Origin of the sequence: Micromonospora sp. NPDC002575 (genome assembly GCF_042889525.1) — a bacterium.
In the GTDB taxonomy this organism is placed as follows: domain Bacteria; phylum Actinomycetota; class Actinomycetes; order Mycobacteriales; family Micromonosporaceae; genus Micromonospora; species Micromonospora carbonacea.
Map to the genome: position 1 here is coordinate 28,170 of NZ_JBIARA010000008.1, position 16,848 is coordinate 45,017.

Sequence of the window (16,848 nt, forward strand, 5' to 3'; positions counted from 1 at the left end):
GCCTAACCCGTCCCCCGGCCCGCCGCCCACCCGCAGCGGCCGGAGAAACGGCGCAGCCGCCCGCCGTGCGAACGGGCCCCTGCCGGGCACAGTGGGGGCATGACGACGAACCTGCACGCCCCGCTGGCCCGCTACGCCGCCCGGCTGCACGCCTCGATCGGCGACCGGCACCACGTCGCGTCCCCGCTGGGCGCGTGGCTGCTGCTCGCTCTCTGCGCGGCGGGCGGCCCCGACGAGCACGCCGCCGGCGCCGACGGACAGGCCGCCGACCTCGCCGAGGCCCTCGGCACCGACCCGGCGCGGGCCGCCCGGATCGCCGCCGCGCTGCTCGACGCGCCGCACCCCCTCGTGCCGGCGGCGACCGCCGTCTGGCACCGGCCCGGCACGGAGACCCCCGGGCTGGACGCCTGGCGGGCCGCCCTCCCCCGCGCCACCGGGACCGGCCCGCTGCCGGACCAGGCCGGCCTCGACGCGTGGGCCCGCGAGCACAGCCTCGGGCTGATCGAGCGGTTCCCGCTGACGCTCACCCCCCGGGTGGCGCTCGCCCTGGCCTCGGCCGTGGCCACCCGGATCTCCTGGGCCGCCCCGTTCGACCTCGCCCCGGCCGACACGCTCGGCCCGGACAGCCCGTGGGCCGGGCGGCTGACCCGGGTGCTGCGCACCCCGGCGCACGGGCACCGCGCGTGGATCGCCGCGACGCCGGAGGCCGGGGACGTCGCCGTGCACGTGGCGGCGGCGCAACCGGCCGGGGACGGCGCCGGCGGGCACGGGGCGGGCGGCGAGGACGGCAGCGGCGGGGACGCCGGGGCGGGGCTGTCGGTGGTCTCGGTGGCCGCCGCGCCCGGGACGTCCCCCGCCGACGTGCTCGCCGCCGCGTACCGGATCGCCGCCGACGTCGACGCCGACGAGCCCGCCGGCCGGCGGTCGCTGTTCGACCTGCCGCTGGGCGACACGCCGCTGTGGACGCTGCGCGAGGAGGAGGTGCGCACGTTCGCCCCCGACGGCCGGGAGCAGCGGCACACGGCGGCGCTGCCCTGCTGGTCGGCGCGCGACGAGCACGACCTGACCGGGCTCGGGTTCACCGCCGCCGGCCGGGTGCTGGCCCCGCTGGTCGGCGCGGGCGACGTGCGGGCCCGGCAGGCGGTCGCGGCCCGCTACCGCCGGTACGGGTTCGCCGCGGCGGCCGTCACCGGGATGTTCGCGCGGGTCAGCCTGCCCCCGCTGGGCGTGGCCCGCGTCGCGGAGCTGCGCTTCGGCCACCCGTACGCGGTGGTGGCCGTCGCCACCGACCGGCGCGGCGGCGGCACCGGGCCGTGGCACGGCGTGCCGGTGTTCTCCGGCTGGGTCGCCGAGCCCGACGACGTCGCCGCCGCCGACCTGGCGGACCCGCCGGCGGCCTGAGCGCGCGCCGGGGCCCGCGGCGGCAACCCGCCGCGGGCCCCGGCCACCCACCGGGCGGTCAGGCCGCCACGGACGCCCTCTCCTCCGGCCGCTCGGCGGCGCGGGCGGCGAGCCGCCGCTCGCGCTCCTGCGCGCCGATCAGGTCGTCGGGCAGCGAGTCCGGCACCTCCAGGTCGAAGCGGCGCAGCAGCCGGATCGCGAAGCCGCCGAGGGTGACCAGCACCAGCGCCGCGCCGAAGCAGACGTACGCGAAGCCGATGCCCCGGCCCGGACCGGTGCCGATGACCGCGCCCACCGACCCGGCGAGCGACCCGCCCTCGGCGAGCATCGGCTCGAACAGCCCGCTGGCCGCCGGCGCGAGCAGCGCGAACCCGATGGGCAGCGTCGACCAGGAGATGGTCTGGTTGAGGCTGAACACCCGGCCGTGGTAGCGCTGCGGCACCTTCACCTGCACGATCGTCGCGTAGATCGACTGGGCGGTGGTCATCGCCATGGCCAGCCAGAACGCCCCGACGCAGATCACCGCGACGGAGGCGTCCAGGCCGATCACGACGCAGCCCAGCGCGGTGCCGAGGTTGCCGAGCAGCACCCCGATCATCCGCCGGTGGCGCGGGCCGCCCCACAGCGACATCAGCACGCCGCCGGCCACCGCGCCGAGCGCCTCCGCCAGGGCCACCTGCGCCACCTGCGTCGCGGTGGCGAAGGAGAGCACCAGCGGGGTGGTCAGCACCAGCGCCGGGGCCAGGAAGATGTTGCCGATCGCGAAGTAGCCCAGCATGAGCCGGAATCCCCGGTGCTGCCACGAGTAGCGCAGCCCGTTGGCGATCGCGACGAGCAGCCGTTCCCGGGGCCGCCAGCCGAGCAGGTCGGGGAAGCGGACCACGGCCAGGGTCGTCACCGCCACCACGTAGCTGGCCACGTCGATGAGCAGGATGCCCTTGAGCTCGATGGCGGCCAGCAGGCCGGCGGCGAAGACCGGCATCAGCAGCATCGCGAAGCCGTTGGTGAGCTGGGTGACGCCCATCGCGTGGCCGAGGTAGCGCTTCGGCACGAGCTGCGGCACCGCCGACTGGAACGCGATGCGCTGGAACGACCCGGCGACCTGGCTGAGCGCCACCAGGGCGTAGATCATCCACAGCCGCAGGTTGTCCGTCCAGAGCAGGGCGGCCAGCACCAGCTGGATCGACCCGGCGGCGGAGCTGGCGATCATCATGATCCGGCGGCGGCTGACCCGGTCGGTCAGCGCGCCCGCGATGGGCAGCATCAGCACGCCGCAGATCAGCGCCAGCGCCCACAGCAGGCCCAGGTTCGCCACCGAGCCGGTCTGGGTGAACAGCCAGATCGGCAGGGCGAACGCGGTCAGCGCCGAGCCGGTGGTGGAGACGAGCTGGCCGGCGGTGACCGCGACGAACCGGCCCATGCTCGGCTTGACCACGGCCCGCTCGGGCCGGGGGTCGACGCCGACGCGCTGGTGGTCGGCGACGACCCAGCCGGCGTCCTCGCCCCGGGCCGCCGTCTCCAGGGCGGTCGTGTCGCCGGCGCGCACCGCCGGGTGCACCGAGGTGACGATCTCGGCCAGCTCGTCGGCCCGGTACTTGAGGAAGAAGTGCCCCGCCTGGTCGAGCACGACCAGCCCGACGGCGTCGGTGAGGAACTGCCACTCGGCGTACCGCTCGGTGAAGTAGTCGGTCACCGGGTCCTCGGAGCCGACCACCGAGACGATCGGGGCGCGCAGCTTCGCCGCGCCGGCGTCGAGCAGCCCGGTGAAGTACTCCTCGGAGGCGCGGGAGTCGGCCCGCATGTTGCTGATGATCCGGTCGGCCTGCTCCGGGTCCAGCTCGTCGGTGTCGACGCCCATCGACTTGAGCCAGCTCGCGTAGTGCTTGTTGCTGCGCAGCCGTTCGAGGCGGTTGCGGGCGGCGGCGAAGAGGCCCTTCGGGCGGGCGAACGGGAACATCGCGCCGATGTAGAGCGCCTCCAGCTCCCGGCCGGCCGCCTCGACCTTGCGGGCCACCTCGGCGACGATGGCGCTGCCGACGCCGCAGTGGCCGTACAGGACGATCGGGCCGGAGATCCGCTCGACGATCTCGTCGGCGACCCGGCGGGTCAGCTCCTCGAACGGCAGGCCCTCCTCGCTGAGGCCCACGTCGTGGCCGGGGATCGCCAGCGAGTACAGGGCGTTGCCGGCGGGCAGGGCGTCGGCGAGGGGCTGGTAGACGATGGCGCTGCCGCCGCCGTAGGGGACGCAGACGTACGTGCGGAGCCGCTGGCCCGCCGGGATGGGCTTGGTCAGCTCGTAGAGCAGCCGGCGCGGGCCGTCGTCGGCGGCGTCGCCGGCCATAAACGCGGCCAGCTCGCGGATGGTCCGCTGCTGGAACAGGTCCATCACGCCGACGGGCCGCCCGCCGTGCTCGGCCTTGCGGATCTTCGCCACGACCTGGGTGGCGAGCATCGAGTGCCCGCCCAGGTCGAAGAAGTCGTCGTCGATGCCGAGCGTGTCGACGCCCAGCACCTCCGACCAGATCCCGGCCAGCAGCCGCTCGGTGTCGTCGCGCGGCTCGACCAGCGCCACCGACGCCTCGCGGGTCACCACGGGCGCGGGCAGCGCCCGCCGGTCGAGCTTGCCGTTGGGGCTCAGCGGCAGCGCGTCGAGGGTGACGAACGCGGTCGGCACCATGTACTCGGGCAGCGTCTCCTTCAGCGCCGCCTTGGCCGCGGCGTGCTCGGCGTCGCCCACCAGGTACGCGGTGAGCCGCTTGTCGCCCGGGGTGTCCTCGCGGACGATCACCGCCGCCTCGGTGACGCCCGGCTGCTCCCGCAGGGCGCTCTCGATCTCGCCCAGCTCGATGCGCAGGCCGCGCAGCTTCACCTGGTGGTCGATGCGGCCGAGGAACTCGATGACCCCCGGGCCGTCCGGGGCGGCGACCCAGCGGGCCAGGTCGCCGGTGCGGTACAGCCGGGCCCCCGGCTCGCCCGAGAACGGGTCGGGCACGAACCGCTCGGCGGTCAGCGCCGGCCGGCGGTGGTAGCCCCGGGCCAGGCCGACGCCGCCGATGTGCAGCTCCCCCGCGACGCCGACCGGGCACTCGTTGCCGGCCGGGTCGAGCACGTGCAGCCGCAGGTTGGCGATCGGCGCGCCGATCGGCACGCCGGACAGGCCGGCGAGCGCCGCCGGGTCGCAGCGCCAGGCGCTGACGTCGATGGCCGCCTCGGTGGGGCCGTAGAGGTTGTGCAGCTCGCACCAGGGCAGCCGGGTGGTGAACTCCACCGCCGAGGCCAGCGGCAGCTCCTCGCCGGAGCAGATCACCCGGCGCAGGCCGGTGGCCGCCTCGATGCCGTCCTCGCCGAGGAAGACCGTCAGCATCGACGGCACGAAGTGGGCGGTGGTGATCCGCTCGGCGACCAGCAGGTCCCGCAGGTAGCCCGCGTCCTTGTGCCCGCCGGGCTTGGCCAGCACCAGCCGGGCGCCCTCGCGTAGCGGCCAGAAGAACTCCCACACCGACACGTCGAAGCTGGCCGGGGTCTTCTGCAGCACCGCGTCGTCGGCGGCGAGCCGGTAGGTCTGCTGCTTCCAGTGCAGCCGGTTGACGATGCCCCGGTGGGTGTTCGGCACGCCCTTGGGCCGGCCGGTGGAGCCGGAGGTGTAGATGACGTACGCGAGGTTGCCGGGCCCGGCCGTCGGCGCGGGGTCGGTGGTGGGCTGGTCGGCCCACGTCGCCGCGTCGTCGAGGGCGAGCACCGTCGCGCCGGTGTCGGGCAGCACGTCGCGCAGGTGCTCCTGCACCAGCACCACGGGCGCGTCGGCGTCGGTGACCATGAAGGACAGCCGGTCGGCCGGGTACTCCGGGTCCAGCGGCAGGTACGCGCCGCCGGCCTTGAGCACGCCGAGCAGCCCGGCGACCAGCTCCACCGACCGCTCGGCGCACACCCCGACCAGGGTCTCCGGGCCGACGCCGGCCGCGCGCAGCTGGTGGGCGACGCGGTTCGCGGCGGCGTTCAGCTCCGCGTACGTCACCGAGCGGCCCTCGAAGGTCAGCGCCACCGCGTCGGGCGTGGCGGCGGCCCGCGCCTCGAACGGGCCGTGCAGGGTCTGCTCCTGCGGGAACCCGGCAGTGGTGTCGTTCCAGGCGGCCAGCAGCTCCCGCTCGGCGGGGTCGACCATCGGCAGGGCCGAGACCGGGGTGTCCGGCGCGGCGACGACCGCCCGCAGCAGGGTGGTCCACCGGCGGGCGATCCGCTCCACCGTGGCCCGGGTGAACAGGTCGGTGTTGAAGACCAGCTTGCCCCAGAGGCCCTCGGTGGTCTCCACGGCGTGCAGCTCGAAGTCGAACCGGGTGGCCCGCAGCTCCATCGGCGTCCACTCGAAGCGCACGTCGGCGGCGTCGGAGACGCCGGTGAACCGGCCCATCTCGTAGTTCTGCAACACGAACATGGCCTGGAACACCGGGGACCGGCTCACGTCGCGGGGCAGGCCCAGCTCGTGCACGACCCTGGCGAACGGCACCTCGGCGTGCTCGAAGCCGTCCAGCACGCCGCGGCGGGTGCGCTCCAGCAGCTCGGTGAACGTCGGGTCGCCGGCCAGCTCGGCGCGCAGCGGCAGCATGTTGATGAACATGCCGACGACGTTCTCCAGCTCGGGGGCGGACCGGCCGGCCACGGACGCGCCGACGGCGAAGTCCTCCTGCCCGGCGTGCCGGGCCAGCAGCACCTGGTAGGCGGCGAGCAGCGTCATGAACAGCGTCGCGCCGCACGAGCGGGTGAGCGCGTTGAGCCGCTCGGTCTCGGCCGGGTCGAGCTGGAACTCGACGAAGTCGCCCCGGTAGGTCTGGGTGGCCGGGCGCGGGGCGTCCAGCGGCAGCTCCAGCGGGGTGATCCCGGCCAGCCGGGACTTCCACCAGTCCAGGTGCCCCCGGGCCGCCGGGCCGTCCAGCTCCTTGCCCTCCCACACGGCGAAGTCGCCGTACTGCACGGGCAGGGCGGGCGGCTCGCCGCCGTGGTAGAGGGTGATCAGGTCGCGCAGCAGCACGTCCACCGACCAGCCGTCGCCGACGATGTGGTGCTTGCTCAGGAACAGCACCCAGTCGTCGTCGACGTTCGCGAGGCGGATCAGCAGGGCGCGCAGCAGCGGCCCGGCGGCCAGGTCGAACGGCTCCGCCGACGCCGCCTCCACCAGCGCCTGCGCGGCGTCGGCGTCGGCGGCCTCCGTCACCGTCAGCGGCACCTCGACGGACTCCTCGACGACCACCGTGGGGCGGCCGTCGGCGTCGGCGGGGAACCGGGTGCGCAGCGACTCGTGCCGCGCGGTCAGGGCGGCCAGCGCGCCGCGCAGGGCCGCGACGTCGAGCGGCCCGCGCACCCGCAGCGGCACCGCGATGTGGTACGCCGCCTCGCCCGGGGCGATCTGGTCCATGAACCAGACCCGCTCCTGGGCGTACGACAGCGGCACCTGCGCGCCGGGGGGTCGGGGGGTGATCCGGGCGGCGGGGGCGGCGGTCCGCTTGCGCAGGCGCTTGGCGATCAGCGCCTGCCGGGCCGCCTCCCGGGCCGGATCCTTCAGGTCGGTCATGCGGTGGGTCCCTCTTCCGTCGCCAGCAGCTCGGCGACCTCGGCGTCGGAGAGCGCGTCGAGTTCCTCGGCGATCAGCTTCTCGATCTGGGCGGCCAGGTCGGCCACCACCGGGCTGCCGAACAGCGCCCGCATGGGCAGGTCCACGTCCACCTCGGCCCGGATGCGGGCCATCGCCCGCATGCCGCGCAGCGAGTTGCCGCCGAGGGCGAAGAAGTCGTCGGCCGCGCCGACCTTCTCCACGCCGAGGATGTCGGCGTACACCTCGGCCACCAGGGCCTCGGCGTCGGTGCGCGGGGCGACGTAGGCGTCCTCGACCGCCGCCGGGGCGGCCGGGGCGGGCAGCGCGGCCCGGTCCAGCTTGCCATTGGGGGTCAGCGGCAGCGCGTCGAGCGTGACGAACGCGGCCGGCACCAGGTGCGCGGGCAGCTCCCGGGCCAGGTCGGCCGCGAGGGTGGCCGGGTCGGCGTCGCCGACGAGGTAGCCGACCAGGGTCGGCTCGCCGGAGTCGACGCGCACGGCCGCCGCCGCCGCGCGCACGCCGGGCCGGGCCAGCAGCGCCGACTCGATCTCGCCCAGCTCGATGCGCATGCCGCGCACCTTCACCTGGTCGTCGCGGCGGCCCAGGTATTCCAGCGTCCCGTCGGCCCGCCAGCGGGCCAGGTCGCCGGTGCGGTACATGCGCTGCCCCGGCGGCCCGTACGGGCAGGGCAGGAACCGCTCGGCGGTCAGGCCGGGGCGGCGCAGGTAGCCGCGGGCGAGCTGGTCGCCGGCCACGTACAGCTCGCCGGCCACGCCCGGGGGCACCGGGTGCAGCGCGGCGTCGAGCAGCAGCGCCCGGGTGTTCCAGGTGGGCGTGCCGATCGGCACCGGCCCGGCGGCCAGCTCCTGCCCGGGGGCGATCCGGGCGGCGACGCAGCCGACGGTGGCCTCGGTCGGGCCGTACTCGTTGGTGACGGCCACGCCCGGGTGGGCGGCCCGCCAGGCGGCGAGCTGCTCGCCGGTGAGCGCCTCGCCGCCGACGACCAGGTCCGCCGTCGGGGACAGGGCGTCGTCGAGCAGCGGCAGGTGGCTCGGGGTGGCCTTCAGGAACGCCGGCTTCCCGCCCGCGCGGGCGGCCAGCTCGTCGATCGCGGCGAGCCGGACGACGCCGCCGGCGGTCAGCGGCCCGAGCAGCCCGGTGACGGTCAGGTCGAACGACACCGGCGAGTGCAGCAGCGCCGTCCCGGCCAGCCCCGGGTAGGCGTCCCGGGCCCAGGCCAGGTAGGCCGCCACCGCCCGGTGCTCCACCACGACGCCCTTGGGGCGGCCGGTGGAGCCGGAGGTGTAGAGCACGTACGCGGGGTGGTCGGGGCGCAGCGGGGCGACCCGGTCGGCGTCGGTCAGGTCGGCCGCGTCGAGGTCGGCGGCGGTGCCCGGGTCGAGCACCAGCGCGTCGCCCGGCACCAGGGCCGCCGTGTCGGCGGCGGCCAGCACCAGCGCCGGCTCGGCGTCGTCGAGCAGGTAGGCGATCCGGGCCGCCGGGTAGCCGGTGTCGACCGGCACGTACGCCGCGCCGGACTTGAGCACCGCGAGGACGGCCACCAGCAGGTCCGCCGAGCGGGGCAGGGCCAGCGCGACCCGGGTCTCCGGGCCGGCCCCGCGCGCCACCAGCAGCCGGGCCAGCCGGTTCGCGGCGGCGTTCAGCCCGGCGTACGTCAGCTCGACGCCGTCACAGACCAGCGCGGTGGCGTGCGGGGTGGCGGCGGCCTGCCGTTGCACCGCGTCGACGACGGTGCCGGCCGGCCGGGGGTGGTCGGTGGCGTTCCAGGCGTCGAGGACCAGCCGCCGCTCGGCGTCGTCGAGCAGGGGCAGCTCGCTGACCCGCCGGCCGGGGTCGGCGACGGCGGCTTCGAGCAGCCGCACGTAGCGGGCGACGACCGCCTCGGCGGTGGCCCGGTCGAACAGGTCGGTGCGGTAGACCAGCCGGCTCTCCCCGGCGGTGACGTCGAAGGCCAGGTCGTCCTTCGTGGCGCCCAGCGGCACCGGGTCCAGGCCGGAGTCGGGGATGAAGTTCAGCGCGGTCTGGAAGATCGGCTGCACGGACGGGTCCCGCTGCGGCGCGACCGCCTCGACGATCTTCTGGAACGGCGTCTGCCCGTGCTCCATCGCGTCGAGCAGGCCGCCCTTCACCCGGCCGAGCAGCTCGGCGACGGTGGGGTCGCCGGTCAGGTCGCAGCGCAGCGCCACCGGGTTGACGAACATGCCGATCAGCGGGGCCACCTCGGCGGTGTCCCGCCCGGCGGTGGAGACGCCGACGACCACGGTGTCGTCGCCGGAGATCCGCGACAGCAGCGCGGCGAACCCGGTCAGCAGCACCATGTACGGGGTGGCGGCCGACGCGGTGGCGAGCGCGCCGACGGCGTCGAGCAGCCCGGCGGGCAGGTCGAAGCGGACCTCGTCGCCGGCGAAGCCGAGCTGGGCCGGGCGGGGCCGGTCCAGCGGCAGGCCGGTCACGGCGGGCGCGCCGGCCAGGTGCGCCTTCCAGAAGTCGAGCTGCCGGTCCAGCTCCGGGCCGGCGAGCTGGTCGCGCTGCCAGGCGGCGAAGTCGGCGTACTGGATGGGCAGCTCGGGCACGGCGGCGGGCGCGCCGGTCAGCGCGGCCGTGGTGAACGCGGACAGCTCGCTGGTGAACAGCACCGCCGAGTGGGCGTCGAAGACGGCGTGGTGCACCACGAACTGCACCGACCACGCCTCGTTGACCTTGACCAGCCGGGCCCGCCACAGCGGCGGGGCGTCCAGCGGGATCGGGGTGCGGGCCAGCTCCTCGCGGATCGCGTGGTAGCGGGCGAGCCGCTCGGCCTCGGGCAGGCCCGACAGGTCCTCCGTCGGCAGGCGGACCGGCTCGTGCTCCCGGACCACCTGCACCAGCGTCCCGTCGTCGGAGCGCAGGTGGGTGCGCAGCGCCTCGTGCCGGGCGACGACCTGGTTGAACACCTCGGTCACGGCGTCGGCGTCCAGCTCGGGCGGGAACGGCCACGGGTTGGACACGTTGTAGACCGGCGAGCCGGGGTCGAGCTGGTTGGCCAGCCACACCCGCTCCTGGGCGAAGGAGGCGGGGAAGGTCCACTCGCGCGTCATGAGGCTGCCTCGCGTACGGAGCGGGGGCGCATGTCGGTCCAGACGGTGTCGATGTGGGCGAGGCACTCCTCGCGCGATCCGGCGAAGCCGGTGTCGTGCCAGCCCGCGGGGAGCTCCCGGTCGGCCGACCAGATCGAGTACTGCTCCTCGTCGTTGCGCACGACCAGGAATCGGGTTTCGGCCATCAGTTGTCTCCAGTGCTCTCGGGGGTGTGCGGCTCGGCCATCGCGACGGCGATCTTGCGGGGGCCGGTGAACGGCTCCCGCGCGTGCGCGGCCGTCATGTTGTCGACCACCAGCACGTCGTCGCGCTGGTAGTCGAAGCGGACGCTGGCGGCCCGGTACGCGGCCCGCAGGTGGTCCAGCACGTCGGCGGGGATCTCGCCGCCGTCGCCGTAGTAGGTGTTCGACGGCAGCCCGTCGGGGCCGAACATCGCCAACAGCCCCTCCTGGTATTCCTGCGGCAGGGTGCTCAGGTGGAAGAACGTGGCGTGGTTGAACCAGCGCGGGGTGTCCGAGCCGGGCCGGTGGTGCACCGGCTCGCGCACGGCGCGGGTGCGCAGCCCGTCCGCGCCCACCCACTCCAGCGTGATCCGGTTCGCCGCCGCGTACGCCTCGACCTCGGCGCGGTCGTCGGTGTTGAACACGTCCTGCCAGCGGGTGCCGAAGTCGGCGTGGAAGTTGCGCACCAGCATCCACCGGCGGCGCACGAACTCCTCCCGCACGGCCGGGTCGATCAGCTCGTAGACCCGGCGCACGTCCGCCAGGGGCGTCGCGCCGAGGGTGTCCGGCGGGGTGACGCACCAGAAGAACAGGGTCAGCGGCCAGCGCGCCTGGTACGAGTTCTCGTTGTGCAGGAAGATCTCCTCGTCCGGCGGGTAGTCGGTCGAGGTGTAGACCCGGCCCTTGATGGCGTGCCGGGGCGAGGACCGCTCGGTGTAGACCAGCGGCTCACCGGCCAGCGCCCGCACCACCGCGTCGAAGCCGTCGACGCCGCCGACGTCGAAGCCGCGGAACAGCAGCCCGCCGTGGTCGACGAGGGCGGCCCGCAGCTCGGCGCGGCGCTCGCCGATCAGGTCGGTCAGTGCCCGGCCGTCGCTTTCGACGACCACCGGCAGCGTGGCGATCGTGTCGCTCATTGCTCTGTACTCCCTTGCTTGCTTGAAGCCACGACTCCTGGTGCTTCCGTGGTGCTCACGCGCGGGACCGCTTCCCTGGTGCTCACGCGCGGGGCAGCCGCGGGATGCTCGTGGTCGGAGCCGGGGCCGGGGGCCCGTCGGCGGCGGACGCCTCGGCGCGCAGCTCCTCGATGCGGGCGGCGAGCCCGGCGACGGTGGGCGTCTCGAAGAGGCTGCGCATCGGCAGCCGCACCCCGGTCGCCTTGCGCATCGACGCGATGAGCTGCACCGCGACGAGGGAGTTGCCGCCGAGGGCGAAGAAGTCGTCGTCCACGCCGACCACCGGCACGCCGAGGCCGTCGCGCCACACCTGGGCGATGGTGGCCTCCAGCTCGGTGCGCGGCGCGGCCGACGCGCCGGCCTGCGCCGTGGCCGTCGACACCGCCGGGTCGGCCTCCGACTCCAGGCTTCCGGTGGTGACCCGGGCGGCGCGGGCCCGGATGTCGGCCACCGACCGGGTGGTGATCACCACCTGGGCGCCGAGGCCGGCGGTGAGGCTGCGGCGGAACGCCTCCGCGCCGTCGACCGGGCGGATGTCCTCGCTGGGCGCGCCCGCCGCCGGTGCGTCGGCGTCGGCGGTCCTGCCGTCGGCGGCGAGCCCGCCGGTGACCGCCGCCGCGTCGACCCGGCGCAGCACGAAGTCGCTGATCGAGACCAGTTCCCGCCCGTCCGGGTCGGTGAGGGTCAGGTCGGCGGAGACGACCTCGTCGGTGCCGCCGTCGCGGTGGCGCAGGTGGCTGTAAAGCCGCGCGGGCAGCGGCCCGCGCACCACGATCCGCCCGTACGACAGCGGCAGGTAGGTGCCGGAGCCCTGGCCCCGGCCGAACGCGGTGGCCACGTCCAGCAGGGCCGGGTGCAGGCCCCACGCGCCGAGGTCGGCGGCGGCCTCGGCGGGCGCCTCCACCAGCGCCAGCTCCTCGCCGTCGGCGAGGTGGTGCGCGGTCAGCGACCGCCAGCGCGGCCCGAAGGTGAGCATGCTGGCGCGGCCCCGGCCGAACGACGCGTCGTCGTCGACCCGGCGGGAGCGGGCGGCCACCGCCGCCACGTCGGCCGCCGCCGGGGCGGGCTCGGTGGTCCAGCCGGCCGCGCCGCGCACGTGGGTGCGCAGCACCCCGGCGGCGAGGCTCTGCACCACGAACTCCGTGGCACCGTCCTCGGCGGCGGTGAGCGCCACCCGGTACTGGGCGATCGTGCCGTCGGGCACCGAGAACGGCTCCAGGAACACCACGTCGCGCAGCTCCACCGCCGCGTCGGGGCCGGGGGCCGCGACGGCGGCGGCCACGGCGGCGCGCACCGACTCCAGGTGGGCGGTGCCCGGCACCACCGGCACCCCGCCGATGCGGTGCTCGTCGAGCAGCCAGTGGGTCGCGGCGGAGACCAGCCCGTGCAGCACCGTGCCCTCCGGGCCGGTCACCCGCGCGGTGAGCACCGGGTGGTCGACCGTGGCGGTGACGGTGTCCCGGGTCACCGCCCGGAACCCGGCCGGCGCGGTGCTCTCCGCCGCCATGCCGACCTCGGCCCAGCCGCCCCAGTTCTGCGACACCACCGGCGCGGCCCAGCCGGCGCGAGCGCGGGCGTGCGCGTCGAGGAAGTTGTTGGCCGCGCAGTAGTCGACCTGTCCGAAGCCGCCGATCACGGCGGTGATCGAGGAGCAGAGCACCACGAAGTCCAGCGGCAGGTCGCCGAAGACCTGGGCCAGGGCGAGGGTGCCGGCGAGCTTCGGGGCGAGCACCCGGTCCGCCTCGGCGCGGTCCTTCACCTCGGCCATGCCGCCGCCGGGCAGGCCGGCGGCGTGCACGATCCCGTCGATCCCGCCGAACTCGGTCTCGGCGGCAGCCCGGACCCGGCGCAGGTCGGCCGGGTCGGTGACGTCGGCGGCGAGGACCAGCACCGACGCGCCGGCGGCCTCCATCCGGCGGATCGCGGCGATGGCCCGGCCCGCCCGGTCGTCCGCGCCGTGCACGGCGAGGTGGTCGTCCCACCGCTCGCGCGGCGGCAGGCCCGAGCGGGCCAGCAGCACCAGCTTCGCCTTCGCGCGGGCGGCGAAGTCCTCGGCGAGGGTGATGCCGATGCCGCCGAGGCCGCCGGTGATGACGTACCGGCCGCCGTCGCGCAGCGCGCCCGGCTCGGCCTCCGCGTCGACCGTCACCTGCTCGTGGCCGGTGACCCAGCGGCGGGAGCCGCGCAGCGCCACCTGCGGGTGCTCCGGGTCGACCGGGCGGCGCAGCTCGGCGACCAGGGCGTCCGCGCCGGTCGCGGCGGGGTCGGCGTCGAGCAGCCGCACCGTCAGCCCGGGCAGCTCCACCGGCAGGACCCGGGCCAGGCCGGCGAGGGTGGCGTGCTCGGGGCGGGTCAGGTCCGCACCGGTCACGTCGCCGATGCCGGCGGTCACCAGGTCCAGGGCCAGCGGGCGCTCGTCGCCGGTGCGGCCGGCCCCGGCGAGGGCCTGCACCAGGTGCAGGGCGCTGAAGAAGCCCCGGTCCTGGGCGGCGAGGGTGGCGGCGATGTCGGTGCCGGCAGGCTCGCCGTCGAGGGCGAGGGCATGCACCAGCCGCCCCGGCAGGTCGTCGCCGAGGGCGGCGACCAGCGCGTCGAAGTCCTCCCGCGCGGCGGGGCGCAGCGTGAAGCTGCCGGTCCCCGTGCCGGCCGCGCCGGGGGCCTCGGAGGCGGCGGCGAACGCGTCGCCGGGGCGTACCACGACGGGGTCGGCGCCCGCGGCGCGCAGGCCGGCGACGAGCGCCTCCCCGCGCGGGCCGTCGGCCAGCACCAGGCACCGGCCGAGCGGCGCGGTGGCCGGCGCGGGCGCGGCCTGGCGCCACACCGGCACGGCGAACCACTGCGGCAGCGGCCGGGGGCCCGTCTCGGCGGGCGCGGCGGCTGCCGCCTCCACCGGGTCCGGGTCGACCCAGTAGCGGCGGCGCTCGAACGGGTACGTCGGCAGCGGCACCCGCCGGGCCGCCGGGTCGGAGCCGGTGCGCACCGGCAGGCCGGCGCACCACAGCGCCCCGGCGGTGGCCAGCAGCGTCGCCAGGTCGCCAGCCGGCTCCCCCGGGCCCGGGAGGCTGCCCAGCGGCACCAGGGCCCGCTGCTGCGTCGAGCCCTTGGCGACCTGCATCCGGGCCAGGTTGGCCAGTTGCCGGCCGGGGCCGCACTCGACCAGGGCCCAGGTGCCCTCGGCGAGCACGGCGGCCACCGCGTCGCCGAAGCGCACCGGCTGGCGCAAATGCGCCGCCCAGTACGCCGGGTCGGTGGCCTGCGCGTCGGTGATCCAGGTGCCGGAGACGTTCGACACGAACGGGACGCGCGGCGCGCGCAGCGCCACGGCGGCCATCAGCGCGGTGAACTCGGCAAGGATCGGCTCCATCATCGGCGAGTGGAACGCGTGCGAGGTGCGCAGCGCCTTGCTCTTGACCTTGCGGGTGGCCTTCAGCGTCTCCGCGAACGCGGCCACCGCGTCGGCCTCGCCGGCCACCACGCAGGTGCCCGGCCCGTTGACCGTGGCGATCGACACGCCCTCGGGCAGCAGCCCGGCGACCACCGACTCGTCCAGCGGCACGGCCAGCATCGACCCGGCCGGCAGGGACTGCATGAGCCGGCCCCGGGCGGCCACCACCTTCAGCGCGTCGGGCAGGTCGAGCACCCCGGCGACGGTCGCGGCGACGTACTCGCCGATGGAGTGCCCGACCATCGCCGCCGGCCGCACGCCGAAGCGCTGCCAGGTGACGGCCAGGGCGTACTCCACGACGAACAGGGCGGGCTGGGTGTAGCGGGTCTGCGCCAGCAGCTCGGCCGCCTCCGGGTGCCGGCCGAGGATCACCTCCCGCAGGTCCAGGCCCAGCTCGGGGCGGAGCAGCTCGGCGCACTCGTCGACCACGGCCGCGTAGGCGGGCTCCTCGGCGTAGAGCTGCGCGCCCATCCCGACGAACTGGGAACCCTGGCCGGAGAAGAGGAAACCCACCTTCGGGGCGGGCCCGTCGGTCACCCCGCGCGTCGCGCGCCGGGGGTTGCGCAGCGCGGCGACCGCGTCGGGCAGGTCGGTGGCGGCCACGGCGAGGCGGTGGGCGTACTGCTGGCGGCCCACCCGCAGGGTGTGCGCGACGTCGGCGAGGTGCGCGGCCCCGCCGTCGGGGTTGCCGGCGAGGTGCTCGGCGAGCCGGTCCACGGCGGCGTCGAGGGCGGTGGCGGTCTTCGCCGAGACGTGCAGCAGCTGCGCCGGGCGCACCCGCCGGTCGACCGGCTGCGCCGGCGGGGCCTCCTGGAGCACCACGTGGGCGTTGGTGCCGCCGATGCCGAAGGAGCTGACCCCGGCGCGGCGCGGCGCGCCGTCGGTGTCCCACTTGGTGAGGGTGTTCGCCACGTAGAACGGGGTGTCGGCGAACTCGATCGCCGGGTTCGGGGTCTCGTAGTTGATCGTCGGCGGGATCAGCCCGTGCTCCATCGCCAGCACCGTCTTGATCACGCTGACGATGCCGGAGGGCTGGCTGAGGTGGCCGATGTTGGACTTGACCGACCCGATGCCGCACCAGCCCCGGTCGTCGGTGTCCTTCGTGTAGACCGCCGACAGGGCGGCCACCTCGATCGGGTCGCCCATCGCGGTGCCGGTGCCGTGCGCCTCGACGTAGCTGATGGTGCGCGGGTCGACCCCGGCCATCCCGACGGCCTGGGCGACGGCCTCCATCTGCCCGTCCACGCTGGGCGCGGTGAAGCCGACCTTGCCGGCCCCGTCGTTGTTGATGGCGTTGCCGAGCACCACGGCCCGGATGTGGTCGCCGTCGGCGATCGCGTCGGAGAGCCGCTTGAGCAGCGTCACCCCCACGCCGCTGCCCCACACGGTGCCGTTCGCGGCGGCGTCGAACGGCCGGCACCGCCCGTCGGGGGAGGTGAAGCCGTCCATGCCGAGGTAGCCCGCCTGCGGCAGCTCGATGTTGACGCCGCCGGCCAGGGCCATGTCGCACTCGCCGTTGCGCAGCGCCTCGCACGCCAGGTGGAACGCGACAAGCGACGTGGAGCAGGCGGTGTGCACGGTCAGGCTCGGCCCCCGCAGGTCCAGCCGGTACGACACGTTCGTCGCCACGTAGTTCGGCGAGTTGCTGGTGGCGATGGAGACGGCGCTGTGCGGGTTGCCGCCGACCTTTTTGTTGCGCAGCACGTTGCGGTTGAGGTACGACGCCGCGCCGGTGCCCGCGTAGACGCCGACGGCGCCGTCGTAGCGGGCCGGGTCGTAGCCGGCGTCCTGGAGCGCGGTGTAGCAGGTCTCCAGGAACAGCCGGTGCTGCGGGTCGGTGACCTCGGCCTCCCGGGCGGTCATCCCGAACAGGCCGGCGTCGAACTCGTCGTAGCCGTCGACGAGCGGGGCGCGGCTGACCCAGCCCGGGTCGTCGACCTCCTCGGGCGACACCCCACGGGCGATCTGCTCCTCGCGGGTCAGCTCGGTCACCGACTCGACGCCGTCGACGAGGTTGCGCCAGAACTCGTGCACGTCGGCCGCGCCGGGCAGCCGGGCGGCCAGCCCGACGATCGCGATCGGCTCGATGCCGTCGTCGGCGGGGTGGTCGGTGTCGATCGCGTTGTCCATCAGGTCGTCC

The 16,848-nt window shown here is 75.8% G+C and carries 6 protein-coding genes; 1 reads left to right on the forward strand and 5 read right to left on the reverse strand.

Going from position 1 to position 16,848, the window contains the following annotated elements; all coding sequences use genetic code 11:
- Nucleotides 1–99 precede the first annotated feature (99 nt).
- Nucleotides 100–1,401 (forward strand): hypothetical protein, encoded by a 1,302-nt coding sequence (locus ACFYWL_RS14395; protein WP_386972101.1) that lies wholly within the window; start codon nt 100–102, stop codon nt 1,399–1,401.
- A gap of 58 nt (nt 1,402–1,459) precedes the next feature.
- Here ACFYWL_RS14395 and ACFYWL_RS14400 read toward each other — a convergent pair whose 3' ends face one another.
- The 5 genes from ACFYWL_RS14400 to ACFYWL_RS14420 form a co-directional block, all read right to left on the reverse strand.
- Nucleotides 1,460–6,967, reverse strand: a complete 5,508-nt coding sequence (locus tag ACFYWL_RS14400) for an amino acid adenylation domain-containing protein (RefSeq protein ID WP_386972104.1) — start codon at nt 6,965–6,967, stop codon at nt 1,460–1,462.
- A complete protein-coding gene (locus tag ACFYWL_RS14405) occupies nt 6,964–10,086 on the reverse strand; it encodes an amino acid adenylation domain-containing protein (RefSeq protein ID WP_386972106.1) in 3,123 nt (1,040 codons plus the stop codon). Before ACFYWL_RS14405 ends, ACFYWL_RS14400 begins: the two co-directional genes overlap by 4 nt.
- Nucleotides 10,083–10,271 carry an MbtH family protein gene (locus ACFYWL_RS14410; RefSeq protein WP_386972109.1) on the reverse strand — a complete coding sequence of 63 codons (189 nt, stop codon included), beginning with the start codon at nt 10,269–10,271 and terminating at the stop codon, nt 10,083–10,085. Before ACFYWL_RS14410 ends, ACFYWL_RS14405 begins: the two co-directional genes overlap by 4 nt.
- Nucleotides 10,271–11,224 carry a TauD/TfdA family dioxygenase gene (locus tag ACFYWL_RS14415; RefSeq protein ID WP_386972111.1) on the reverse strand — a complete coding sequence of 318 codons (954 nt, stop codon included), beginning with the start codon at nt 11,222–11,224 and terminating at the stop codon, nt 10,271–10,273. Before ACFYWL_RS14415 ends, ACFYWL_RS14410 begins: the two co-directional genes overlap by 1 nt.
- Before the next feature lie 82 nt (nt 11,225–11,306).
- On the reverse strand, nt 11,307–16,838 hold the full coding sequence (locus ACFYWL_RS14420) for an SDR family NAD(P)-dependent oxidoreductase (RefSeq protein WP_386972114.1): 5,532 nt from the start codon (nt 16,836–16,838) through the stop codon (nt 11,307–11,309).
- Between the last annotated feature and the right edge of the window lie 10 nt (nt 16,839–16,848).

Excerpts from the sequence above, each read along its gene's own strand:
- ACFYWL_RS14395 (WP_386972101.1), top strand. The coding sequence starts at position 100 with ATGACGACGAACCTGCACGCCCCGCTGGCCCGCTACGCCGCCCGGCTG.
- ACFYWL_RS14400 (WP_386972104.1), bottom strand. The coding sequence starts at position 6,967 with ATGACCGACCTGAAGGATCCGGCCCGGGAGGCGGCCCGGCAGGCGCTG.
- ACFYWL_RS14405 (WP_386972106.1), bottom strand. The coding sequence starts at position 10,086 with ATGACGCGCGAGTGGACCTTCCCCGCCTCCTTCGCCCAGGAGCGGGTG.
- ACFYWL_RS14410 (WP_386972109.1), bottom strand. The coding sequence starts at position 10,271 with ATGGCCGAAACCCGATTCCTGGTCGTGCGCAACGACGAGGAGCAGTAC.
- ACFYWL_RS14415 (WP_386972111.1), bottom strand. The coding sequence starts at position 11,224 with ATGAGCGACACGATCGCCACGCTGCCGGTGGTCGTCGAAAGCGACGGC.
- ACFYWL_RS14420 (WP_386972114.1), bottom strand. The coding sequence starts at position 16,838 with ATGGACAACGCGATCGACACCGACCACCCCGCCGACGACGGCATCGAG.